This window comes from Steroidobacter sp. (genome assembly GCF_036402275.1).
Lineage (GTDB): Bacteria > Pseudomonadota > Gammaproteobacteria > Steroidobacterales > Steroidobacteraceae > Steroidobacter.
Window position 1 is genome coordinate 103,295 of sequence record NZ_DASWTF010000034.1, and the last position, 25,451, is coordinate 128,745.

Annotated in this window: 13 protein-coding genes and 1 pseudogene; 5 read left to right on the forward strand and 9 right to left on the reverse strand. The window is 62.6% G+C overall.

Features of this window, described 5'->3' with window-relative positions:
• The first annotated feature begins 427 nt into the window (after positions 1 to 427).
• From VGD45_RS18310 to VGD45_RS18320, 3 genes are all read left to right on the forward strand, one after another.
• Complete coding sequence (locus tag VGD45_RS18310; protein WP_331156783.1) at positions 428 to 2,482, forward strand: energy transducer TonB; 2,055 nt, start codon at positions 428 to 430, stop codon at positions 2,480 to 2,482.
• Between the two features lie 74 nt (positions 2,483 to 2,556).
• Positions 2,557 to 3,969 (forward strand): MATE family efflux transporter, encoded by a 1,413-nt coding sequence (locus VGD45_RS18315; RefSeq protein WP_331156784.1) that lies wholly within the window; start codon positions 2,557 to 2,559, stop codon positions 3,967 to 3,969.
• Between the two features lie 65 nt (positions 3,970 to 4,034).
• The gene (locus VGD45_RS18320; RefSeq protein ID WP_331156785.1) at positions 4,035 to 4,697 is read left to right on the forward strand and encodes a cytochrome b/b6 domain-containing protein; all 663 of its coding nucleotides are present in this window, start codon (positions 4,035 to 4,037) and stop codon (positions 4,695 to 4,697) included.
• A gap of 68 nt (positions 4,698 to 4,765) precedes the next feature.
• Here the strand turns inward: VGD45_RS18320 and VGD45_RS18325 are convergent, their stop codons facing one another.
• The 8 genes and pseudogenes from VGD45_RS18325 to VGD45_RS18360 all read right to left on the reverse strand — a co-directional run bounded on the left by VGD45_RS18325 (position 4,766) and on the right by VGD45_RS18360 (position 15,529).
• Positions 4,766 to 4,948: a hypothetical protein gene (locus VGD45_RS18325; protein ID WP_331156786.1), complete on the reverse strand. Its 183-nt coding sequence runs from the start codon at positions 4,946 to 4,948 to the stop codon at positions 4,766 to 4,768.
• A 108-nt stretch (positions 4,949 to 5,056) separates the two neighbouring features.
• Entirely contained in the window at positions 5,057 to 5,437 is a 381-nt protein-coding gene (locus VGD45_RS18330; protein ID WP_331156787.1) for a VOC family protein, read from the reverse strand.
• 15 nt (positions 5,438 to 5,452) lie between these two features.
• The gene (gene malQ, locus VGD45_RS18335) at positions 5,453 to 7,645 is read right to left on the reverse strand and encodes a 4-alpha-glucanotransferase (RefSeq protein ID WP_331156788.1); all 2,193 of its coding nucleotides are present in this window, start codon (positions 7,643 to 7,645) and stop codon (positions 5,453 to 5,455) included.
• On the reverse strand, positions 7,646 to 9,811 hold the full coding sequence (gene glgX / locus VGD45_RS18340) for a glycogen debranching protein GlgX (RefSeq protein WP_331156789.1): 2,166 nt from the start codon (positions 9,809 to 9,811) through the stop codon (positions 7,646 to 7,648).
• 97 nt (positions 9,812 to 9,908) lie between these two features.
• A pseudogene (glgB, locus tag VGD45_RS18345) lies at positions 9,909 to 11,792 on the reverse strand (1,4-alpha-glucan branching protein GlgB); the annotation flags it as partial.
• A gap of 96 nt (positions 11,793 to 11,888) precedes the next feature.
• Positions 11,889 to 14,360 carry a glycogen/starch/alpha-glucan phosphorylase gene (locus tag VGD45_RS18350; protein WP_331156791.1) on the reverse strand — a complete coding sequence of 824 codons (2,472 nt, stop codon included), beginning with the start codon at positions 14,358 to 14,360 and terminating at the stop codon, positions 11,889 to 11,891.
• A gap of 11 nt (positions 14,361 to 14,371) precedes the next feature.
• Positions 14,372 to 15,001: a nuclear transport factor 2 family protein gene (locus VGD45_RS18355; RefSeq protein WP_331156792.1), complete on the reverse strand. Its 630-nt coding sequence runs from the start codon at positions 14,999 to 15,001 to the stop codon at positions 14,372 to 14,374.
• A gap of 66 nt (positions 15,002 to 15,067) precedes the next feature.
• Entirely contained in the window at positions 15,068 to 15,529 is a 462-nt protein-coding gene (locus tag VGD45_RS18360; RefSeq protein WP_331156793.1) for an OsmC family protein, read from the reverse strand.
• 169 nt (positions 15,530 to 15,698) lie between these two features.
• Here VGD45_RS18360 and VGD45_RS18365 point away from each other — a divergent pair, with 169 nt between their 5' ends.
• Positions 15,699 to 21,578: an alpha-2-macroglobulin gene (locus VGD45_RS18365; RefSeq protein WP_331156794.1), complete on the forward strand. Its 5,880-nt coding sequence runs from the start codon at positions 15,699 to 15,701 to the stop codon at positions 21,576 to 21,578.
• 58 nt (positions 21,579 to 21,636) lie between these two features.
• On the forward strand, positions 21,637 to 23,958 hold the full coding sequence (gene pbpC, locus VGD45_RS18370) for a penicillin-binding protein 1C (RefSeq protein ID WP_331156795.1): 2,322 nt from the start codon (positions 21,637 to 21,639) through the stop codon (positions 23,956 to 23,958).
• A gap of 82 nt (positions 23,959 to 24,040) precedes the next feature.
• Here pbpC and VGD45_RS18375 read toward each other — a convergent pair whose 3' ends face one another.
• Positions 24,041 to 25,450: a M48 family metalloprotease gene (locus VGD45_RS18375; RefSeq protein WP_331156796.1), complete on the reverse strand. Its 1,410-nt coding sequence runs from the start codon at positions 25,448 to 25,450 to the stop codon at positions 24,041 to 24,043.
• Between the last annotated feature and the right edge of the window lies 1 nt (position 25,451).

The following is a 25,451-nucleotide window of genomic DNA, read 5'->3' on the forward strand; positions in this document are numbered from 1 at the left end:
ATGCTAGCGGCGGTTTGGACACGATTACGAATGCGAACGTTACTGAACAAAGGGCGGTTAACTGAACGGATCCTGCAGCGCTGGGCCCCTGCTGGCAACTGTGGTCCTCATCCAAACCCTTATTTCCACCCCGAACTGCGGTTCGTAGCCACTTGCCAACAATTTTCGCGCTGGCAGGCGGCGGGCAAAGGGGTAGGATCACGCCGGCCTCCCGCCGGACATATCGTAATGAACATCGTACCGGCCGCGGGCGTGTCGGACGGCAGGCAACAACGGATTCACTACAGGGAGATTTGCTGAACGTCGCGTAGCGATTTTGCGCGGCAGTTCACGCGGGCGAGCCGGAAAAGACAGATACAGTTCTCAGCTCTGGCAGTTTGCATAAGTAGTATTACGCGACAAGCACGAAACCCCCAGGAGGGGTCCTATGGCCAACGCGCAGCACAGTCGTTCGACGGGACACGGAAACACTCAGGACGAGGTTAACTTGGAGATCGACGATTCACAGAGCATGCGGCAGCTCGAGGAAGGCCATCAGCCGCCCATTCTGGTCCTGAGCCGCGATCCCAACCTGGTCGAAACGGTCAAAAAGGCCGCGCCCCGGGGCGTGCCGGTGGCGTTCGCGCCGGACCTGGACCACGTGGCTGAACGGCTTTCCACCCTGAAGCCCGGCGTGCTGGTCGCCGACACCGCGAGCACCGCCGACGTGGCCTCGATGACCGCGCAGCTGACTCAGCATTTCCCTGAGTTGGTGGTAGTGGTTGCCGGCAAGCGTGAAGAAAATGCGCAGCTGATGCAGCTGACGGCCACGGGCCGGATCTTCCGTTTCCTGCTCACGCCGTTGTCACACGGCGCCACGCGCTTGTCGCTGGAAGCAGCGGTCAAACAACATCTGGATCTCGCGGCCGCGGGTCAGCGCCTCAACACAGGCAGCGCCGCCGGCGAGGGCGGTTCCAAGAATTACGTGATGACTTACGGCGCGCTGGCGGCGGGCCTGCTGGTCGTCATCGGCGGTATCTGGTTCGGCGTCAGCCGTTTGACCAGCGAGCCTGAAGTGCCGCCGGTCGTGAATCAGCCGTCCGCGGCGGGCGCGCAGCAGCCTGGCGGTGTGCCGGAGCGTCCGGATCCCGTGAAAGCCGAGCTGGCGCTGGCCAAGGACGCGTTCAATCAGAACAAGTTCATCGAGCCGCAAGGCGAGAGCGCGCTGGATCTGTATCGAAGCGCGCTGGCGCTGGATCCGAACAGCCAGGATGCGAAGGACGGTATTCGCGCCGTGGCCGAAAAGATTCTCGAGCGCGCCGAAGCCGCGCTGCTCGCGGAACGTTTGGAAGAAGCCATCCGCACGATCGAAACCGCGCGTGACATCGATTCGACTCATCCGCGCCTGTCGTTCCTGGACACTCAGGTCGCCCGCGAACGCGAGCGTTTGAAACTCTCGCAGGCTCAGGAAGTCGGCAACCGCGTGCGCGCGCTGGTGAACACCGCCAACGATCGCATGGCCAATGGCCGGCTGCTGACGCCGACCAACGGCAGCGCCAAGGATGCGTTGCTGGAAGCGCGTCGGCTCGATCCGACCGATCCGACTGTGCTGTCCACGATTCGTGAGTTCAGCGCGCAGCTGACCGAGGAAGCGCGCAAGTCGCTGGCGGGCGGCAATATCGATGCCGCCACGGCCTATGTGCAGGGTGCGCGTCAGATGGGTTCCGCTGGCAGCGCTCTCGCCGCCGTCGAGCGCTCGCTGGCCGAAGCCACTCGTACTGCCGGTCCGGGCGCGGGACCGTCCGCGACGCCGGCTTCGACTCAATCGGCAGGCACGCGTCGTCCCGCGACGAACGCCGCGCCGGCCGCTTCGCAAGCGGGCGCTGGCCCGAACATCGACGCGATGGTCGCCGAGGTTCGTGAGCGTCTGAGCCAAGGCAAGCTCATGGATCCGCCGGGCGACAGTGCGCGCGATGCGCTGTCCACTCTCCGCACGGCCGCGCCGAATCGTCCGGAAGTGGAGGAGCTGTCGCGCACGTTGTCGACGCGTCTGCTCGACTCCGGCCGCCAGGCCATGAACGCAAAGGCGTTCGAGCGTTCGGCGCAACTGATCGCCGCCGCCAAGGACGTTGGTCAGCGCTATAACGGCGCGGCCATCGCGCAGGCCGAGAACGATCTGACCGCGGCTCGCGACGCGAACAGCCAGCAGACCAATATCGTTTCCGCCGCTTCGCTGAAGCGCGTGCGCATGGTGTCGCCGGTGTATCCGGACTCGGCGCGTAAGCGCGGTGTCGAAGGTTGGGTGGAGCTCGCGTTCACGGTTCAGACCAACGGCTCGGTGAACGACGTGGAAGTTCGCAACGCCAGCCCGGCCGATGTGTTCGACGACGCCGCGGTCCGCGCCGTGCGTCAGTGGCGCTTCGAACCGGTGGAAAAGAATGGCGAGGTGGTCGAACAGCGCGCCATGGTGCGACTGAAGTTCTCGCAGCAGTCGGGTCAGTAAGACACGACGCAGCCTGGATGTAACAAAGGCGGCCCGAACGGGCCGCCTTTTTTATTTCCCGTACACTTCCGCCGATGGATACTTCTTCTTTACCGGCGCAGCGGCTGGATGCGTCCGGGCGTGCGCGCGTGGATGTCCGAGCCATCATCGCGCTCGCCGTGCCGTTTGCGGCGAACAGCTCCATTCAAGCCATTCTGAACCTTACGGACACGTGGTTCATCGGCCGCATCTCGACTGACGCACTGGCGGCCATTGCCGCCATCCATTGGCCGGTGATCGCTTGTATCGCGCTCTTCGGTGGCGTCGGTCTCGCTGGGCAGACATTGGTGGCGCAATCCTTCGGCGGGCGGCGACTCAAGCGTGCGGCACAGGCAGGCTGGATGTCTGCGTGGGCAGCATTGTCGGTCGTGCCGGTGTTCTGGTTCATCGCGATGAACGGCGACGCTCTGCTCGATCCATTCGGCCTCGCGCCCGAAGTGCAAGCATTGTCAGTGCAGTTCTGGGAGCCTCGCATGTTCGGCGCGCCGTTGGGCGTGGCGTTGTGGGGCATGATCGGATTCTTCAACGGCATCGGCCGGCCGAAAATCTCTTTCATGGTCGAGGCGCTGGTCTGCATCAGCAACGCCCTGTTCGCGCAATTGTTTATTTTCGAGCTCGACCTCGGCATTGCCGGCGCGGCCTGGGCGACCAACTGCGCACAAGGCTTGGGCCTGCTCGTCGCCATCGGCATCTTCGTCAGTCCCAAACTCAATCGGATGTTTCGTTCGCGGCTGATGTGGCGTCCACGCGTCGGCAAGCTCGGCGCGCAAGTAAAGCTCGGATTGCCGATGGGCATGCTGATCGCGGCCGACGTGCTGGGTTTCGCGATGTTTCAGCTGATGCAGGTTCATCTCAGCACCGTCGATGGCGCCGCGACCCAGGTCGTGATGATGCTCACCTCGATTTCATTCATGCCCGCGATCGGCATCGCCATGGCGGGCACCACGCTGGTCGGTCAATCCATCGGCATGGGCGATCGCGCCTGGGCGCGACGCATCGGCAACAGCATCGTCGTCATGTGCATGACGTACATGGGCTGCGTCGGCCTGCTGCTCGGATTGTTCGCGCCGTGGCTGATTCCCACCTTCGTGGCCGATAACGATCCGCAGGCCTTGGCCGTGATCCAGCTGGGCACGACCCTCATGTGGGTGGCCGCCGCTTATCAGCTGTTCGATGGATTGAACTTCGCATGCTCTTTCAGCTTGCGCGGCGCCGGCGACGCCACTGTGCCGGCGATCTGCGTGTTGTTGCTGTCGTGGCTGATATTCGTGCCACTCGCGCACATGCTGTCGTTCGAGCCAGGCGGCGGCTGGGTCGAAGGCTTGCCGCAGTTCGGCCTCGGCGCGCTGGGCGGCTGGCTCGCGGCGCTGATCTACATCATTCTGATCTCGCTCGTGCTGTTGCTCCGTTGGCGCTCGCGCGCGTGGGAAAGCATCCGCCTTCGTTAGCTGACCGTGGCGTAACCCCTCTCGCCCGTGTGCGATGGTATGGTTCGGCCGGAGGGGTACCAGCAGTGAACCAAGCAGCCAACCAGTCTTCGACGAGCATCCGTATTTGGGATTGGCCGGTGCGTCTGACGCACTGGTTGTTCGTGCTCTGTATCGTCGTCTCCTGGTGGAGCGCTGAAGAGCGCCTGATGGACTGGCATCGCTACAGCGGCTATGCCCTGCTCGGCCTGCTGATCTTCCGTATCTACTGGGGCTTCGCTGGCAGCTCCAGCGCACGCTTCTCACACTTCCTACGTGGGCCGGGCGGCATCGTTGCCTATCTGCGTGAATCGCGCGACGGTCACCGCGACGCGGGCCACAACCCGCTGGGCGGCTGGAGCGTGGCCGCGATGCTCATACTCATGCTGGCGCAAGTGCTGATCGGATTGTTCGTCAGTGACGTCGACGGCATCGAGTCGGGGCCGCTGTCGCATCTGGTGAGTTTCGACACCAGCCGGACTCTGGCCGAGGCGCATGAAATCGTATTCAACGCGATCCTCACGCTGATCGGCCTGCACATCGCCGCCATCTTGTTTTATCTATTGGTGAAGCGGGACAACTTGATCGTGGCCATGCTCACCGGCCACCGCCATAATGTCCCAATGAAGCCGATGCGGACGGTGCCTGCGTGGCGGATTCTGCCGGGCATCGTGCTCGCGAGCGGCGTCGTGTGGTGGGTGGCGACGTAAAATATAAAAGGGAAAACAAAAAGGGCGACCGTGTCCGATCGCCCTTACGTTCGATACATGGAACTACGCTACTTGATCAGCCGCAGCACCACCCGCTTGGCCTTGCCTTGCAGTCGGTCGCGGTGAAAACCCGTTTCGGGTTTGTATTGAAGCGCGTCGATGCGACGTTGCAACTCGGCGGCGCGCTCGGGATCCGGAGTCACTCGCAGGCGCACCGGCGCAGCTTCGGTCTGTTTCAAACGAAAAATCATGGTTTTTCCTCCCGGACGGCGTTCCTCTCGCACTGGGGGCTAACGCACCACAGGGCGCAATGGATCCACCGACAAGGCTAAACGTTCGTATCCCCTGGTAGGGATTGGTTATTTCCACTGATTCGCGGTTTCCGCGAAGTTTTTGTTTTGCGGCCGGACTATACAGAATCGCTGGCCTGTAGGTGCTTCCATTACGACCCAGGTGTGCACTTTGCCGATGCACCGGGCGCCCAGGGCCTCCAGCCGCTTCACTTCCGCCTCGATATCGTCGGATTCGATGTCCAGGTGCACGCGGCTTTCATGTTCGACGCTCTGCACTTCGACGTGCAGGCCGAGGTCCTCGGTCTGCAGGCAGCGATAGATCGGGCTCGGTTCTTCGTGCTTGGGACGCAGCTCGTAACCTAACGCGGCGGCCCAGAACTGCGCGGCCTGTTCGAGATCACCGGTCTTGCAATCGATGATGAAGCCAGCGAGTCGACTGCGATGCATGTTCTCACCTTGCGGTCACGCGTTCGGGTTCACGCCTTTGCGAGCCGTGTCCATGGCCGAGAGAATATCTTTGGCCTCGTTGCTGGAGAATATGTCAGTTACTGACGCCGTTACCTTGCGTTGCCAGTTGGCGTGCTCGGTATCGGTGCCCGGCACGTTCACTGGATCGGTCATGCCGATGAGATCCTCGATCTGCAACAGCGCGATGTTGGCGCTCGACAAACCGATGAACGCATGCACCGCACGCGACAACGCCGCGGAGTAGGGCGGTAGCGGCTCGCCGTCGCGCCAGTGCCATAGACCGGCAGCAACCAGAGCTCGCAACAAACTCACTCGATCCCGGACTCGCGCATCGTGCGCTTGTTGACGCAGCTCGTCCGACGGATACAAATCGAGCTGCGCGCGTAATGTCACATCGCTGCCTTCCCACCAGCCACGCAATGTCGGCAAGTCATGCGTCGTCACCACCGCCATCGCGTGCTGCACGTATTCGTCGGGCCGTTTGAACGAGCCGTCGTCCAGCTGCTCGAACATCAGTACTTTGTAGTGATATGCGCGGTAATGCTCCATTGCCTCGGTCATGGCCTCGGGCACCGTGCCCAGATCTTCGCCAATGACGATGCAATGATTCCGCTGACTTTCCAGCGCCAGAATGGCGATCAGGTCGGCCAGCGGATAGTGGACATAAGTGCCGTCCTTGGACAGCAGACCGCGAGGCACCCACCACAATCGATACAACGTCATCACGTGGTCGAAGCGCAGCGCCGCCACGTAACGCATCATGTTTCGGACCAGGCCGATGAACGGCTCGTACTGCTGAGTGCGCAGCTCGTTCGGATCCTGCGGCGGAATGCCCCAGTCCTGTCCTTTCAACGCCAGCGCATCGGGCGGCGCGCCGACAGAGGCGCCTTGCAGATACAAATGGCGATTCGACCAAGTCTCCGAGCCCGCGGGGTTGGCGCCCACGGCAACGTCACCATACAAACCAATGGCCATGCCCGCCTCGCGCGCGGCGCTCTGTGCACCGGCCAATTGTTCGGCGGCCAGCCATTGCAGATATTGAAAATATTCGACGTCTTCGACGCGCTCGCGCGCGAACCGTTGCACCGCCGGCGTGGTGGGATCGCGATATTCCTCGGGCCAGCTCGGCCAGCCCCAGTACTGCGGGCCTTGCAAACGTAAGTGCCCGTCGAGCGCGTCATAGATCGCATGCAGACGCAGCGGCTCGCCTTGGATCTCCTGAAACTGCCTGAATGCTTCGCCTCGCGGCGTGTTCTCGGCGAGGTGTCGTTTGCGGAAACTCGCATACAGCAGCGACAGGATTTCGAACTTGGCGGCGGCCACTCGCACGTAGTCGACGTTCCTGGTCGCGCGCAATTCCTTCAGCATCGCCTGGAATTTCGGCTCGGCCACGCGCTTGCGCGCCCGCTCGCACTCGGCGAAGTCCGGCACGTCCTCGACGCTGATGTACAGCACGTTGAGGAATTGCCGATTGGACGGACTGTAGGGACTGATGTGCGCCGGATTGGCCGGCATCAGTGCATGCAGCGGATTCAGCCCGACGATGCCGCAGCCCATCGGCGCGGCCAGGCGGATCAACTGTCTCAGATCGCGAAAATCGCCGATGCCCCAGTTGTCATCGGCGCGCAGCGAATACAGCTGCACGGCGATACCCCAAAGCTTTTTGCCCGCGGCGATCGCGTGCGCTTCGAAACATTGCTCGGGCGTGACCACCACTCGCACCGTTCCATGCAGACCGGTGTCGAGCGCGAAGGAAGCCGTATGATAGCCCAACGGCAACGCGGGTAACGTCACGGCCAGGCGTCGATAGGAACGATTGTCGACCTGCGCCTCTTCCAGCTTTTGCAGCTTGGCCAGCTGCGCGGTGCCGGAGCGCGGCTCGCCGCTTTCGAGCTTGACGTTCCAGTCCACTTTTTTCGCCGCGAGATCCACCGGCACGGCGAGCGACACGGCGATCGGCTTGTCTTCGGTCGCGACGACCACCGGCGGCACGAAGCCGTTCCAGCGACGCGTGTGGTGTTGATCGATTGCGCTCTGGGCCGCCGCGGCATCGGCGGCCTCGATGCCGAGCGCGGCCAGGATGGCGACCTGCGACTCGACCGACACTTCTTTCGGTCGAGCGCGAAAATCCAAGTAGGAATCCGCGATTCCGTGCAACTGGGCGAGTTGGCGGATCGGGTTGTTCATTTACGTTTTCAGCGAGAACCCACTTCGTACGGTGCTGGGCGCGTCGCCATCCGCGAGCAATACGCAGGAATGCGGCGCGACCACGCAGTTCTGTCCGGCGCCGAGACGGTCGCCGAGATCGGTGGCCTGCCAGCGCGCCGTGTCGAACACGACTCGCCACACCACACCGGTGGTAGGCGCGGGCAAGCGGAAGTCCACGGGTTGGTCGCCAGCATTGCACAGAAACAGCAGATGTCCGTTCGGTGTTCCATACGGATCCGTGAAAGCGTGACCGATCAGCACGCCGATGGCGCGTGCGTTTGCATCGTGCCAATCGCCGGCATTCAGCTCGTGCCCTTGGGGATGCCGCCAGCTGATGTCCTTGTGCTCGCGATCCACCTGGCGCGCGCCTTTGAGGAATGTATCGCGTCTCAAGCCGGCCGCATACCGCCGCAATGTGAGCAGTTGCCGTACGAATGCAGTCAGCCAGCTGCGACGTTCGGCCTCGTGCCAGTCGAGCCAGCTGATTTCATTATCCTGACAGTAGGCATTGTTGTTACCGCGCTGCGTGCGACCGAATTCATCGCCCGCCAGCAACATGGGCACGCCTTGCGACAGCAGCAACGTGGCGAGCAGATTGCGGATCTGCCGTTCACGCAGTTCGATCACCCCGGGATCGTCGCTCGGGCCTTCGACGCCGCAATTCCAGCTCAGGTTGTGATTGTGGCCGTCGCGGTTGTCTTCGAGATTGGCCTCGTTGTGCTTCTGTTCGTACGCGGTGGCGTCGTATGCCGTGAAGCCATCGTGACAGGCGATGTAATTGATGCTCGCCGTCGGCCGCCGGCCCGAGGCGCGAAACAAATCGCTGGAGCCGGCAAAGCGCTCGGCGAAATTGCCGAGAATGCCCGGATTGCCACGCCAGAAACCGCGGACGCTATCCCGATACAAATCGTTCCATTCCGACCAGCCGGCCGGGAAGCGGCCGAGCTGATAGCCTTCGGGGCCGACGTCCCAGGGCTCGGCGATGAGCTTCACATAGCGCAGCGACGGTTCGGCGGCGACCGCTTTGAAAAACGCCGCGTCGGTGCGAAACGGCGCGTTGTCGCGCCCGAGCACCGCGGCCAGATCGAAACGAAAGCCGTCGACGTGCATTTCTTCGACCCAGTAGCGCAGGCAATCGATGACCAGCTTGCGGGCCGCGGCGTTGCCGATCGCGATGGTGTTGCCGGTGCCGGTGCGATCGACGTAACGAGAGAGATTGGCGCTGTCGAGCTTGTAATAAGCGGCGTTGTCGAGACCGCGCAGGCTGAGGGTCGGGCCTTTCTCGTTGCCCTCGACGGTGTGATTGAACACCACGTCGAGAATGACTTCGAGGCCTGCCGCATGCATCGCTTTCACCATGGTGCGGAATTCGGCGACGGGATCGTCGATCACGTAATCCGGATGCGGCGCGAACCATGCGAGCGAGCTGTAGCCCCAGTAGTTCACCAAGCCGCGTTTGGCGACGAACTCTTCGGGAATGAACGCCTGTACGGGCAACAACTGCACGGCGGTGACGCCGAGCGATTTCAGATAATTGAGGACCGCCGGCTGCGCCAGTCCCAGGAACTTGCCGCGCTCACGCTCGGGCACCGCCGGGTGCAGCTTGGTGAAGCCTTTGACGTGCAATTCATAAATGACGGTGTCGCGCCACGGCACCGCCGGCGGGCAGTCCTCGCTCCAGGCGAATTCAGACTGCACCACCCGCGCCTTGTACATGTAGGGTGCGCTGTCCGCGGTGTTCAGCTGTTCCATGGGCTGATCCGGCTGATGACCGAACACCGCGGGATTCCATTCGAACTTGCCGACCAGCGCGCGCGCGTACGGATCGAGCAGCAGTTTGTGAGGATTGTGTCGCAGGCCATACGAAGGATCGTAGGGTCCATGAACCCGAAATCCATACACCACGCCCGGCACGCCATGGGGGGCGGGCAGGAAGCCGTGCCAGCAGTTGTCGGTGCGTTCGGGCAGAGCGAGACGCACGATCTCGCGCTCGCCGCGTTCATCGAACAGACACAACTCTACGCGGGCCGCGCCGCCGGCGCAGACCGCGAAATTCACACCGTCGCCGGTCCATGTGGCGCCCAGCGGCGAGGGTGAGCCAGCTTGCAAGCTGGCGGCGGCGAAATCGACAGGTACGGCGTTCATCCGACCAATGGTGACCGATCCGGGGGCCGCGTGAAAAGTAGCGAATCGCGAAAGTGCCTGATTGACATCGGCATCTCAGGCAATGCCTAACGGTTTTTTAATCGCGCGCCCAGATGACCACGGCCAGCGGCGGCAGATTCAGCGTGATACGAGCGGGGAAATCTCGCCAGCCCTCCGCATGCGCCTGGGCTTCGGTTTGCTGGGAATAGCCCGAGCCGCCGAATGCAACATCGTCGCTGTCGAGCAGTTTGCGATAACGCCCCGCCACCGGTGCACCGAAAGTGTAATTGTCACGCGGCACGGGCGTAGCGTTGAACAGGATCAGCAGCTGCGTGCCGCCCTCGCCCGACAGGCGCTGGCGCATGAAGCCGAAGACGCTTTCGCGGGCGTTGTCCGCTTCCAGCCAGCGAAAACCCTCCCAGCTGTTGTCGCTGCCGTGGAGCTCCGGATAGTCGCGATACAAACGATTCAAGGCGCGACACCAGGCCTGCAGCTGCCGATGATGCGGATGTTGAAGCGCGGCCCAGGCCAGATCCTCGTAATCGCGCCACTCGTGCCATTGGCCGAACTCGCCGCCCATGAACATCAGCTTCTTGCCCGGATGCGCCATCATGTAGCCGATCAGAAAGCGATGATTGGCGAGCTTCTGCCATTCGTCGCCCGGCATCTTGTCGAGCAGCGAGCGCTTGCCGTGCACGACTTCGTCGTGCGACAGCGGCAGGATGAAGTGCTCTGAAAACGCATACACGAACGAAAACGTGATCAGGCTGTGGTTGTGCCCGCGGTAGATGGGATCCAGCGCCATGTAGCGCAACGTATCGTTCATCCAGCCCATGTTCCATTTGAAATGGAAGCCGAGCCCGCCGAGGTGCACCGGCCGCGACACGCCCGCGAACGACGTCGACTCTTCCGCCATGGTGACCACACCGGGGAAATAGTGGCCGACGGTCCAGTTCAGTTGTTTCAGGAAATCGATGGCTTCGAGATTTTCGCGGCCGCCGTATTGATTCGGCGTCCATTCGCCGTGTTTGCGCGCGTAGTCGAGATAGATCATGGACGCGACCGCGTCCACGCGCAGGCCGTCAATGTGATATTGCTCGATCCAGAACAGTGCATTGGCGATTAGAAAATTACGCACCTCGTGGCGGCCGTAATTGAAAATCTTGGTGCCCCACTCCATGTGCTCGCCGCGTCTTGGATCGGCGTGCTCATATAAAGCCGTGCCGTCGAAATCCGCGAGGCCGTGGCCGTCGCGAGGGAAGTGCGCGGGAACCCAATCCATGAACACGCCGATGCCGGCCTGGTGCATGCGATCCACGAAGCGCATGAAATCTTGCGGCGAGCCGTGTCGAGCCGTCGGCGCGAAATGGCCGAGCACCTGATAGCCCCAGGAGCCGTCGAAGGGATGCTCCGCGACGCCGACCAGCTCGATATGGGTGTAGCCCAGGTCGAGCACGTATGGAATCAATTGATCGGCCAGCTCGTCCCAGGTCAGGAAGGCGGGCTTGCGATGCCACGAGCGGCGCCACGAGCCGGGATGCAGCTCATAGATCGAGATCGGCGCGCGCAGCGGATCCCAGTGGCGGCGCTGGTCCAGCCAGGCATCGTCGCCCCAGCTGTAACCTTCGATGTCGGCGATCACCGAAGCGCTGTCCGGACGCAGCTGCATCTGGAACGCATACGGGTCGGCCTTCATCAGATGCTGGCCGTGCGCGCCGACGATGTCGAATTTATACAGCGCGCCTGCGGCGGCGCCGGGAACGAATGTTTCCCAGACTCCGGAATGGCCGCGCATCTGCATGACGTTGCGGCTGGCGTCCCAATGATTGAAATCGCCGACCACGCTGACGCGCCGCGCATTGGGCGCCCAGACCGCAAAGCGCGTCCCGGCCACGCCGTCGTGCACTTCGGGATGCGCGCCGAGCTTCTGATGAATGTGGTGATGATTGCCCTCACCGAACAAGTGCAGATCGAGATCGGAGAGGGCCGAGTTCATAGCGATGACGTGGTATCGGTAGCCAGCTGTCCCTTCACAACACCAAGCAGGCGCCGGGGTTCCATGACGCCCGGCGACAGATCATAGAACGGGTTTGATGCCCCAGATGTTATCCGCGTACTCGCGGATGCTGCGGTCGCTGGAGAACGGGCCCATGCTCAAGGCGTTGATCACCGACTTGCGCGTCCATTCTTCCGAGTTCTGGAACAACTCGTCGACGCGCGCCTGCGCCGCCATGTAGTCGTGGAAATCCGCCAGCACCAGGAAATGCTCGCCGTGACTGAGCAGGCGATCGCTCACCACCTTCGAATCGAAGATGTTGTCCGGCGTGAAATAGCCGGAGTCGATCAGCTCGATGGCGCGCTTCAACACCGGGTTCTTCGCCACCTCGTCGGCCGGCGAGTAGCCCTTTGCCCGCAGGGCATTCACTTCCTCGGTGGTCATGCCGAAGATGAAAATATTCTCCTCGCCCACCGCGTCTTTGATTTCGATATTGGCGCCGTCCAGCGTGCCGATGGTCAGTGCGCCGTTCAACGACAGCTTCATGTTGCCGGTGCCCGACGCTTCCATGCCCGCCGTGGAAATCTGCTCCGACAGATCGGCCGCCGGCATGATCTCCTGCGCCAGCGACACGTCGTAATCCGGCAGGAAACACAGCTTCAGCTTGTCGCCGATGCGCGCGTCGTTGTTGATGACGTGCGCGATGCTGTTGATGAGCTTGATGATGGCTTTCGCCATGTGATAACCCGGCGCCGCTTTGCCCGCGAACATCACCACGCGCGCCGGAATGGCGGCGTTGGGATTGTCCAGCAAGTACTGATAGCGGGCTACCACGTGCAACAGATTCAACAGCTGTCGCTTGTATTCGTGAATGCGCTTGACCTGCACGTCGAACATGGCGTCCACGCTCACGGTCACGCCGAGCAGCGAGTTGATGGTCTTGGCCAGCCGCTCCTTGTTGGCGCGCTTGATGACGCGGAAGCGATTGCGGAAGTCGGCGTCTTCGGCAGCCCACTTCAAGCGCTCCAGATCCTCCAGATCGTTTTCCCACGCCGAGCCCAGCTTCTCCGTCAGCAACGCCGATAGCAGCGGGTTCGCCTGCTTCAACCAGCGCCGGACGGCAATGCCGTTGGTGACATTGGTGAATCGCTCCGGCCATAACTCGGCGAAGTCGGAAAAGATGGTCTCGCGCATCAGTCGCGAATGCAGCTTCGCGACGCCGTTGACGCGATGACTGCCGACCACCGACAGATATGCCATGCGCACGCGACGGTCGCCGTCTTCGTTGATCAGCGACATGCGACGCCGACGATCCAGGTCTTGCGGGAACTTCGCGCTGACTTCCTCGAGGAAGTCGCGGTTGATCTGATACACGATCTGCAGATGACGCGGCAGCAGGCGTTCGAAGAACGACACGGGCCACGTCTCCAATGCCTCGGGCAGCAGCGTATGGTTTGTATATCCACACACTTCGCGTGTGAGCTTCCACGCGGGCCCCCACTCCATGTCATAAGTGTCGACCAGCAAGCGCATCAGCTCGACGACGGTCAGTGCCGGATGCGTGTCGTTGAGCTGGACGGCGATTGCGTTGGAGAGATCCTTCAATGGCCGCCGCTCGGCGAGATGCTGACCGAGCAGATCCTGCAAAGAGGCGCTGACGAAGAAATACTGCTGCTTGAAGCGCAGCTCCTTACCCTGCGGCGTCGAATCGTCCGGGTACAGCACGCGAGAAAGATTCTTCGCGTCGACCTGCTCGGCCACGGCCGCGCCGTAATTGCCGTGATTGAAATCTTCGATACGGAAGGGGGTGATGGCCCGGCCGGACCACAGCCGCAAATGATTCACCGTGGGGCTGCGGTTGCCGGGAATGAACAGGTCGTAGCCGACCGCCCAGACATCGTGCGTGTCCACCCATTCGTAACGGATGCGGCCTTGCTCGTCGCGCGTGGCGCGACACTGACCGCCGAAACGCACTCGATGACGCACGCCGCCCTGGCCGCTCTCCCAGAAGTTATGAAAGCCGAGCCAGGAGCTCGCGACTTCACGCTGCGCGCCGTCCTTCTCGATGACCTGCGTAAAAATGCCGTAGTCGTAACGAATGCCGTAACCGGTGGCGGCATAACCCAGCGTGGCCAGCGAATCGAGGAAACAGGCGGCGAGACGACCGAGGCCGCCGTTGCCCAGGCCGGGATCCTCTTCTTCGGCGGCGATGTGATCCAGATCGTGCCCGAGCGACTCGACGGTCTCGCGCACTTCGGTGAGCAACTCGTCCTCGAACGAGGACAGCGCATTGATCAGGCTGCGACCGAGCAGGAACTCCATGGAGAGATAGCAGATCCGCTTCACGCGGGCGCGCGTGACGCGCTTGCCGGTGGCGATCCAACGCTCGGCAAGTTCTTCACGTACCGCGATGGAGAGCGCATCGTAGATGTCGCGGCGGGTGGCGTTCTCGGTGGATTTGCCGAGCACGCGTTCCAGGCGATCGACGATCGCCTCACGGACGGCGCCGAGGCGCAGCGGCACCGCCGATCGAATCGCAGAAGTCTGCGCCATGTAGTCCTCGCTTATTTAACTTCGGCCACCTTCTCGGCGACGATGCGCCACGAGCCGCCCTCGCGCACGAGGGTCAACTCTTTCCGCAGCGAGTTGGTGCCGAACTTCTGCACGAACCGCACGACGCGACGTTCGTCGCCGTCCGGTTCGACGCGCAAGCCTTCGACGATGGGATCTGGCGTCGGGCCGGTGGCCACCTGCTCACGACGCTGCTCCAACCAGGCCGCACTGCCGGCCGAGTCCGTCGGCGCGGTGAAGCTGGAAGAATAAAGCGCGACAACCGCATCCGCTTCGCGGTTTGCCCAAGCCTGGGCCCAACTCGCGACGACTTCTTCCGGCGAGCGTGCCGTCGTGCCGCTCGAGCGGAAATAAGACGGTGGCTCATCCAGGCATGCGGTCCGGCCGGAACGGCTGGCGGCCTTGGCTTCCGGAATGGTCAGCGCCTCGGCGCGATTCGGCTGCGTCATGCCGTCCGGCACTTTTAGCAACGGATTGTTACGAGACGCCATATACGGCTCGTTCTTCTCGTTGCACACGGCCTCCGAGCCGCCGCCACAGGCGGCCAGCAACGGCAGCAGCAGAGCAAAGCTCACAGTCAGGCGGCGGGCGGACGCGGGGAAAAGCGCGCTGATTTTGTTCATGCAGGCGGTCGCGGACATCGGGGTGCCAAGAAAAACCGAACGGGGCATGCTACGCGGCCCGGAATATTACGCAACCGGCTCGCAACGTACGTCGGTTTTGACCGACGAGGCGATGAAACATTCCTCGTGCGACCGGTGATGCAGCTCGTCCAGCTGCTCGGCCGTGGGCGCACGGCCGGAAAAAACCACCTTGGGCCGCAGGGTCACGACCGTCATGGCCATTTTGCCGGCCTCGTTCTTGGCCAACACACCCACCGCCCGATCCTCGTAGCTGTCCACCACGAAGCCCTGTTTGGCCGCGAACGACAGGAAAAACAGCATGTGGCAGCTCGACAGCGACGCCACGAACGCTTCCTCCGGATCGACCGCGGTGGGGTCGGACAACGGCGCTCGAACCACGCTCGGCGCGCTCGACCCCGGAACGACCGTGCCGCCATCGAAGCGCCATTCATGCGCGCGGGAATACTTGTTGTCGGTGAAGGCGGCGCCGAGGCGCTGCCAGTAAACGGTCGCGGTGTACTCGCTCATGAGGGGGTGCCGACGAGCCGGCCGGGCCGGCGGGGAGCCATTGTCCCGCGCCTGCCACGGGTTTGCCACATTCCTGACCGGGTTCGGGCAGAATCGCCGCCCAACATGCCTGCTATCGCCGCGATTTGGCGGTGTTGGGCTCCGATCTGGCGTGCAATGGGGTTGCTGAATGGAACGGTTTCGGGCGGCTTTACGGACGATTTTCGGCGAGTTGAGCTGGCGGCCGCCCGGATGGGTTTCCGCATCGAGCGGCGCCGTTCGTGAGCGAACGGATCGCCTTGGCGCGTCGATGCGCGCTAATCCACGCGGCACGGCCCTGGCGGTGGCTGGAATCGTCGTGGTGGTCGCCGCGGCGGCGTTCGGCTGGCGCTGGTATGTCAATCGTCCGCAACCCGTGCTCACGGAGTTCGCGGTCAACGCGCCCGGCCTCACCTGTTATGCCTGCGAGCCGCCCGGCTCACCGAATCCGTTGGTCGTGACTTTTTCGGCGTCGACCGCGACGCTGGAACGAGCCGGTCATCCCATCGATCCGAACAAGGCCGGCATCGAAATCAGCCCCGCCGTGGCCGGCCAGTGGTTCTGGGATGACGACCGCACCCTGCGCTTCCAGCCGGCGGCCGATTGGCCCATCGGTCAGCAATACAAAGTCGAGCTGTCGCGCAAGGATTTCGCGGCGGATCACGTGACGCTCAAGGAGTACGAGTTCGCGTTCCAGACGCCCGTGTTCGTGGCCAAGCTCGCCAACACCGAGTTCCACCAGGATCCGGTGGTGGCTGGCAATAAGAAGGTGGTGGCCAGCATCGGCTTTTCGCATCCGGTGGATCCGGAGAGCTTCGAGAAGCGCATCAAGCTCAAGATGTTCAACAAAGTGACGGACACGGTCGAGAAAGAACTGACCGCGCCGACCTACACCGTCATTTACGACAAGCTGAAGCTGAACGCGTTCGTGCATTCGTCGCAATTGGAAGTGCCGCCGAAGGCCGGGCGCCTGCAAATCCAGATCGAGCCGGGCACACGGGCGGCGCGTGGCGGCAATGAAAGCAAGGACACGCTGACTGCCAGCGTCGAAGTGCCGGGGCTCAACAGCCTGCGTGTCTCCAACCTGTCGCTGGACATCGTGCGCGACGAGCGCAACGAGCCGGATCAGGTGCTGTTGATCAACACGTCGTTCTCCGTGCTCGAGCGCGATCTGCCGCCCAAGGTGAAAGTGTGGCTGCTACCGGAGAAACATCCGGATCCGAAACTCCAGGAGCAAATCCAGCAGGGCCGGCCTTATCCGTGGACCGAAACGACGTTCCGCCCCGAAGTTCTCACGACCCAGAACCAGCTGAAGCTGGATCAGATTCCCGGCGAGCAGGAACACTACGACCTGCACAGCCTGCGTTATCAGGCCGCGCCCGGCCGTTATCTGTACATCAAGATCGACGCCGGGCTGAAATCCTTCGGCGGCTACGTGCTCGGCGACAGCGTCGAACGCATCATGCAAGTGCCCGAGTTCCCGCGCGAGCTGAGCATCCTGCACCAAGGCTCGCTGCTGTCGATGTCGGGCGAGAAGACCGTGAGTTTGTTTGCTCGCAATGTACCCGCCATTCGCGTCGAGATCGGCCGGCTGCTGCCGCGACAGTTGCAACATCTGGTGACGCAGACCAGCGGCAGCTTCGCCACGCCGCAATTCAACAACTGGGCGTTCGAGACTGCGAACATCACTGAACGTTTCTATGAAGTGGTCCGGCTGGAGTCGGGCGATCCGGGCAAGGCGCAGTACGAATCTGTCGATCTCGGCAAGTATCTGGACGACAACGCGGGTGATCGTCGCGGCATGTTCCTGCTCCGCGTGATGGCGTGGGACCCGGATGCCGATAAGCCATTGGGCTATGCGCCCGACGCCTGGAATCAAACATTGGGCGGGCAGCTCGCGGATGCACGCTTGCTGGTCGTCACCGACCTCGGCCTGGTGGTCAAGCGCTCGGTGGACGGCTCGCAGGATGTGTTCGTCCAATCGATCGCCACTGGCGCGCCGATCAGTGGCGCCGCCGTGGAAATCATCGGTCGCAACGGCCTGCCCGTGCTCACCGAGACAAGCGACGCCGACGGTCACGTCCGTTTCCCGGACTTACGGAGCTTCCAGCGCGAGAAGGCGCCGGTGCTGTATCTCGCGCGTCGCGGTGGTGACAGCTCGTTCCTGCCGCTCGACCAGCGCGATCGCTCGCTCGATCTGTCGCGCTTCGACATCGGCGGCGTGGAAAGCAATGCGGATCGGGCGGCGTTGTCCGCTTATATTTTCTCGGATCGCGGCATCTATCGGCCGGGCGAAGAGATTCGCGCCGGCGCGTTGATTCGCAATCAGGACTGGAGTCGTGGGTTATCCGGTTTGCCGCTGCGTCTCGAAGTGGTCGACCCGCAAGGCACTGTCATTCGGCGTGAGACCTTCAAGCCCGGCCCCGCCGGGTTCGGCGAAATCCTGCAGCCCACCAAGGAAACATCGCCGACTGGCACGTACACGCTGACACTGGCCATCGTTCGCGACCAATATAACGCCGACCTGATCGGCTCGACCACCGTGCAGGTGCGCGACTTCCAGCCGGATCGTTTGCGTATGAAGGCCATCTTCTCGGCGTCGTCCGCGGACGGCTGGGTGTCGCCGGATGATCTCGAAGCTCACATTCAATTGGAGAATCTGTTCGGGACGCCGGCGGAGAACCGCCGGGTCGTCTCGACGTTGACGTTGAGCCCGAGCATTCCTTCGTTCCGTGCCTATCCGGATTATCAGTTCCACGATCCACAGTACGCGCGCGAAGGTTTCAGCGAACAGCTCGAAGACGCGACGACCGACGCCCAAGGCAAGGCTACCCTTGCACTGAATCTGCAACGATTCGCGAAGGCCACTTATCGCGTGCACCTGGTGTCGCAGGGCTTCGAAGCTGACGGCGGTCGAGGGGTCACGTCCGAAGCTGCGCAGCTGGTTTCCAACATGCCGTATCTCGTCGGTTACAAACCGGACGGCGAGCTCGGCTATCTGTCGCGCAACGGCGAGCGCAGCGTGCATCTGATCGCCATCGATCCCAAGGCTCAGCGCATGGAAGTCGGCGGGCTCGTGCTGTCGCGCCTCGAAACGCGCTTCGTGTCGGTGCTGATGCGACAGGCGAACGGCACTTACAAATATGAGTCGCGCCGGAAGGAAACATCGCTGGGCGACACTGCGCTCACCATCCCTGCGACGGGCCATTCGCTGAAGCTCGCGACCGATGCGCCGGGCAACTTCGCGTATGTCGTCAAGGACGCCACGGGGCAGCAGCTCGCTCGGATCGATTATCAAGTCGCGGGCGAAGGTAATGTCACGCGCACTCTGGAAAAGAACGCCGAGCTGGAGTTGACCCTGTCCAAGCGCGATTACGCGCCGGGCGAGGAAGTGGAAGTATCGATTCGCGCTCCGTACGAAGGCGCCGGCTTGATCACTATCGAGCGCGAACGAGTGTACGCGTGGAAGTGGTTCAAGACTTCGACCACCAGCTCGGTGCAGCGAATCACGCTGCCCGAGGGATTGGAAGGCAATGCGTATGTGTCGGTCACGTTCGTGCGGGACACGGGCTCATCGGAGATCTACACCAGTCCCATGTCTTACGGCGTGCAGCCGTTCTCGATCGCTGTGGATGCGCGACGCAATCCTGTGAAGGTCGAAGCGCCCTCGCTGGTGAAACCGGGTCAGCAGCTGACCTTCCGTTATCGCACCGAGCAGCCGTCGCGGCTGGTGTTGTTCGCGGTCGATGAAGGCATCCTGCAGGTCGCGGCGTACAAGACGCCCGATCCGTTGGGATATTTCTTCCAGAAGCGCGCAATGGAAGTCTCCACCACGCAGATCCTGGATCTGATCCTGCCGGAGTTTCGACAGCTGGGACTGGCGGCCGCGCCGGGTGGCGACGCCGAGGGTCTGCTCGGCAAACATCTCAATCCGTTCCGCCGCAAAGGCGAGAAGCCGGTGGCGTACTGGTCGGGCATCGTCGACGCCGATACGACGACGCGTGAGCTGAAGTACACCGTGCCGGACTACTTCAACGGAACCTTGCGCGTGATGGCTGTTGCCGTGACTGACGACCGTGTCGGTGTGCATGAAAGCCGCACGGTGGTTCGCGGCGACTTCGTGTTGTCGCCGAATGCGCCGACGACGGTGTCGCCGGGCGATGAATTCGATGTGAGCGTGGGCGTTTCCAACAATGTCGAAGGCTCGGGTTCCAGCGCTACTGTCGCTGTCAGCCTGGCGACCGACAGTGGTCTCGAAGTCGTCGGCGATGCGCGCCAAGACGTGGGCATTGCCGAAGGGCGCGAAGGATCGGTGCGCTTCCGCTTGCGAGCCAAGGATGTTCCCGGCGCCGCGAACTTGAACTTCACGGCGCGCGTCGGCAACGCGAGTGGCACACGTCGCATCGATCTCAGCGTGCGTCCAGCGACACCCTTCATGACGCAGCTGAGCGCGGGCGTGCTACAGAAGGGCGATCGTGAGATTCGGCTCGATCGGCAGATGTATCCGCATCACCGGACGCTGCAGACCGGCGCGTCCATGCTGCCATTGCAGTTCGCCCATGGCTTCGTGGCGTATCTGTCGAACTATCCGTATGCGTGTACGGAGCAGATCGTCAGCATGTCCATGCCAGCGGTGTTGCTCAGCTCGCGGCCGGAGTTTGGCTACGTTCGGTCGCGAGATGGCTCGGATGTTTCCGCGCTGATCGGCGAGTTGCGCGCCCGACAGAACGAGATGGGCGCGTACAAGCTATGGCCGGGCGGTGACCAGGTCGTCGAGTTCGTCTCGTTGTATGCCCAGCATCTGCTCATCGAAGCGGGCGAACGCGGGCAGGCCATTCCGGGCGATCTGGTCGCCAACGGGAACAGCTATCTGCGGTCGGTGGCCCAGCGCGATGGCAACAATCTCACTGACGAGCGGCAGAGCGCTTACGCGATCTACCTGCTGACGCGCCAAGGTCAGCGCATGGCCGCGGAAGTCGCGGCGGCCCGCAAGCGGCTGGCGGAGCGATATCGCGGCAAGTGGGAAAACGATCTCACGGCTGCTTGGCTGGCTGGCGCGCTGGATTTGATGAGACAGGATCGCGATGCCGAGAGCTTGATCGGCGGCACGAGCTTCGATGCGAAGGACAGCGAGCTTTATAACGATCCCATGACGCGGGATGCGTTGCTGCTGTTCGTGATCTCACGGCACTTCCCGGAGCGGCTCAAGAACGTGCCGAGCGAGGTGTTCACGACGCTGGCGAAGCGGGTGACCGACGGTTACTACCACTCGCTGTCAGCGGGCACGACGCTGCTGGCGCTGGATGCGTACGCCGCAGCTACAGAAGGTGCGGCCCGCAATCTGGCGATTGCCGAAGTGCTGAAGAACAAGAATGTTCGCGCGCTGACGCTGCCGGAAGGTTTGTTCCCGTCGGCGGCGTTCACGGATCAGGCGGCGGCGCTGAAGTTCACCAACAATACGAACTTCAATGCGTACTACTTGATCGAGCAGTCCGGCTTCGATCGCAAGCCGCCCACACAGGCGATCAAGCAGGGGCTCGAGGTGCTGCGTGAGTACACCGATAGCAGCGGCAAGCCGGTCACCCAGGTCACGATGGGCCAGCAGATCGACGTGCACCTGAAGTACCGCACCATAGGAGACAAAGGAAACCTTGCTCTTGCGCTGGTCGACCTGCTGCCCGGTGGCTTCGAGCTGGTCGTGCCGGCCGAAGGCGCGGAAACGCCCTTCACCGAAGCCAGTGAAGGCGAGGAGGGTGGCGAGTATCAGGAAGGCTTCACCGGCTGGCACTGCCAGGTTTGCGTTGGCGCCGCGAAAGCGCCGCTGCAGTACGCCGACATGCGAGAGGACCGAGTCGTGTTCTATACGCACCACGGCTACGTGGACACCGCTGATATCGCGGAGATCGTCTATCGCATCAAGGCTACGAACGTCGGCAGCTATGTCATACCGCCCGCGTATGGCGAAGCAATGTATGACCGCAGCGTCCTCGGTCGCTCGGCGTCCGGACGGATCGAGGTGACGCGACCGTGACTTCGCGAGTAGCAGAGAGCGTCAGCGGCCTGCAGCGGTGGTTGGCGGAGTTCGCCTGATGCGGTGGCGAGGCGCAATCGTCGTTGCTGGTGTCGTCGCGATAGTCGCGGCGACGCTGGTAACGATTCGTTTGTGGCCTCGCGAACCGTTGGCGGAAAGGATCGCGTCGTCGACGGCGATTTTCGATCGACAGGGCCGGCTGTTGCGGCTGACGTTGGCGAGCGATCATCAGTATCGATTGTGGACGCCGCTGGAAGACATCTCGCCCGAGCTGGTCGAAGCGCTGCTGCTTCACGAAGACCAGCATTTCTACTGGCATCCCGGCTTCAACGTCCCCGCGTTGGTTCGGGCGACGGTGTCGACGTACTCCGGCGGGCCGCGAGTTGGCGGTTCGACGATCACGATGCAGCTCGCGCGACTGATGTATGGGCTGAACACCCGGAGCATCAGCGGCAAGCTGGAGCAAATCGTCCGCGCAGTGCAGTTGGAGCTGTGTTATTCGAAGCGGGACCTGCTCGAAGCGCATCTCAACTTGATGCCGTACGGAGGGAACATTCAGGGTGTAGGCGCGGCGAGCCTGATCTATTTCGACAAGTCGGCGGCAAGATTGGGCCTGTCCGAGGCGCTGACTCTGGTAGTGATACCGCAGTCGCCAGCGCGTCGAGCGCCGGGGCAAGTCGACGAGCCCGACGATCTTCGCGAAGCGAGACTTCGACTCTTCGCTCGCTGGGTCGAGCAACACCCCGACGCCGCCAACGCAGCTGACTATGTCGCCACCCCGCTGCGTTACGCCTCGTTGCACGACCTCCCGTTCGCCGCGCCTCATTTCACGAACGCAGTATTACAGCGCCCGCGGCCCGCTGCCATTCATTCCGTGAACACGACTCTCGATCTGCGCGCTCAGCGCAGTCTCGAGCGAGTCATCACAACGTACGTGCGCGAGCACGGCGACATCGGCATTCACAACGCGGCTGCCCTGCTCGTCGACTATCGAGATCTCTCGGTGCGTGCGATGGTCGGCTCGGCCGATTTCTTCGCGCCCGAGATCGAAGGCCAGGTGAATGGTACGCAGGCGAAGCGCTCGCCCGGCTCGGCGCTCAAACCATTCATTTACGCTCTGGCCATCGACCAAGGCGTGATCCATCCTCAAACGGTATTGAAAGACACGCCGACCGCCTTCGGCCCCTTCAACCCGGAGAACTTCGACGGTCGCTTCGTCGGCCCGATCACCGCGCGCGAGGCATTGATTCGTTCACGGAATGTTCCAGCGCTGACGTTGGCGTCACAGCTAGCAACCCCGTCCTTCTATCAGTTCCTGCGCAGCGCCGGCGTCGCGAAGATGGCGAGCGAAAAGCACTATGGCCTCGCGCTGACGCTCGGCGGCGGCGAAGTCACGATGGAAGAAACGGCCACGCTGTACTCGATGCTCGCCAATCGCGGGCGGCTGGCGCCGCTGCGCTATCTAGAAGAGGAGCCACGAGCTGACGGCATTCGCATGCTGTCGGAAGAAGCCAGCTTCGTGACATTGGACATGCTGCGCTCGGCGCCGCGACCTGAAGACTCATTCGCTCGCCGTCGCAGCGGAGTTCAAGCGGCGTGGAAAACCGGTACGTCCTGGGGTTTTCGAGACGCATGGACTGCTGGCACGTTCGGTCCCTATGTGCTGGTGGTGTGGGTTGGCAACTTTGACGGGCGCGGGAATCCCGCCTTCGTGGGCGTGCAAGCGGCCGCGCCTTTGTTTTTTCGATTGCTCGATGCGCTGGCCGCGCAGGAGAAGCTCGTCGAGCCTGTTTATCGGCAACCGCCTCGCATGGAACGAGTGGAGGTCTGCAGCGCTTCGGGCGATCTTCCGAATTCGGAGTGTCCGCAGGTGGTGAGCACTTGGTACATCCCCGGCGTCTCGCCGATTCGCGTGAGTCAGATTCACCGCCGCGTCTGGGTCGATACGCGCACGGGCGAGCAAGCTTGTCCGCCGTACGATCCTTCATTTACTCGCAGTGAGGTGTACGAGTTCTGGCCCACCGATCTACTGCAATTGTTCGCTCAAGCCGGCATGCCTCGCCGCCGCCCTCCACCACCGGCAGACTGTCAACGCGATGTCCCTCGGGGCACGCCGCCGCAGATAACGTCGCCCGTCATTGCTGTCACTTACACTGTGCGCAGCGGTCGTGTGGGCAGTGAAACGATTCCCCTGGCCGCCAATGCTGACAGCGACGTCCGTCGCCTGCATTGGTTCGTCGACGAAAGTTACATCGGCACCGGCACACCCGGCATCGCCATCGGCTGGCATCCGTCCCACGCCGGCCGTTACATCGTACGCACCGTCGACGATCAGGGCCGCGCCGACAGCCGAGAGCTGTCTGTCGAACTGGTGCGGTGATTCGTTCCCCGCGACGGAAGGAGGGATCGCCTCCATCCAAAGGATCGGCGTGTGAGCAACCGAGAAGATTTGCGCAAATCGCTCAACGCAGGATCACGTGCAGGATCATGGCTGGCATGAGCGTGAACAGCATGGAGAAGGCGACGGAGAGGATGACCAGCAGGTAGATCGCGACGCTCAGAAGTGAGATGACGAGGACGCCGGCGAGGGCGATGACGATCTGTACCCACAGAGGCATGCGGCGGGGAGGAGACAGGACGACTGTCGCGCCCATGCGGGCGAGGGCTTCGAGGCGTTTGTGCGCGGGAGGGTACATGGGTAACGTCGAGCCGCTGAGCAAGCCGCCGCGGCGGGAGCTGCCGGCGACGAGCATGTGAGAGCACCAGGCGGGAAAGCCGCTGCCGTTACCTACGAAGCCGAGCGCGTCGCAGAGAGCTTGGGGATCGCGAGTGAGTTGAACGGCGATCGCGTCGGCGAGATATTTGCGACGGCGCCAGACGAGCGCGAGCAGCGGTTCAAGGAAGAAGCTGCTGACCAGACCGCCGAAGAATCCGCTGAAGACGATGGGCCCATACAGCGGCATGCGAATCCATTCGCGCCAAGTTAGTTTACTGGAAGTGTTGCCGCGAGAAGGGGGAGGCGTCTGCGCATGACCGAACGGATTGGTGAGCTCGAGTATCAAGCGGGCATCGGCGCTCGAAGCGCCGGACTTCAACGCTTCGCGAAGCGTTTGCCACAATCGTGACCAGGCTGGCGGATCGACGATGCCGTCGCTGAGACGCGCCACGAAACCAAACAAGCTCAACGCCTGCGCGACGCGCATGCCTTGCACGACATCGCCGTTTGCAATCAATCCGATGAGATGCCCCGCGACCCCCTGCATCCGCGCGCGGTCCAGCTTTTCCAGCAGCCCGGTGGAAACCAGCACGGTGACTGTCTCATCGTCGGGCCCATACACGGCCGCGTTGACGCCAGCGGTCTCAATGATGGCCACCTTCGGCACTTTGATATTCGCAGCGATGGCCATCTCGGCAACCACGTTGGCGAGTCGCTGTTCCGCAAGCACGCTCGGATTCGGCGCTCGCAACGCCAACTCTTGCACGCCGCTCGCCTCCGCTTCGCGAACGATGCGCCTCAACGTAAGCAACACGAGGAACACGGCAATCAAACCCGGCAGCGCCGCGACGAGCGCGAGATACAACCAGCTGCTGAGCGGCTGAGTCTCGATGTTGTCGCTGATATATCCCAGCGTCTCCATCACCGCGCCGAACAGATCGGGCATCGGAACGATCAGATTGACGACATCGAGCAATAACCCGAGCAACGCATAGAACAGCGGCGAAGTGAGCGTCGCCACGACAAACGCGAGGATCGCGATGCCGACACCGGCGACCGCGCTTACCTGCCATGCCGCGCGACGATGTCGTGCTATGGCCGCGAAAAAACTCTCTCGCTCCGCTGCCGTCCAGACCGGAAGCTCAGCGGCGGACATA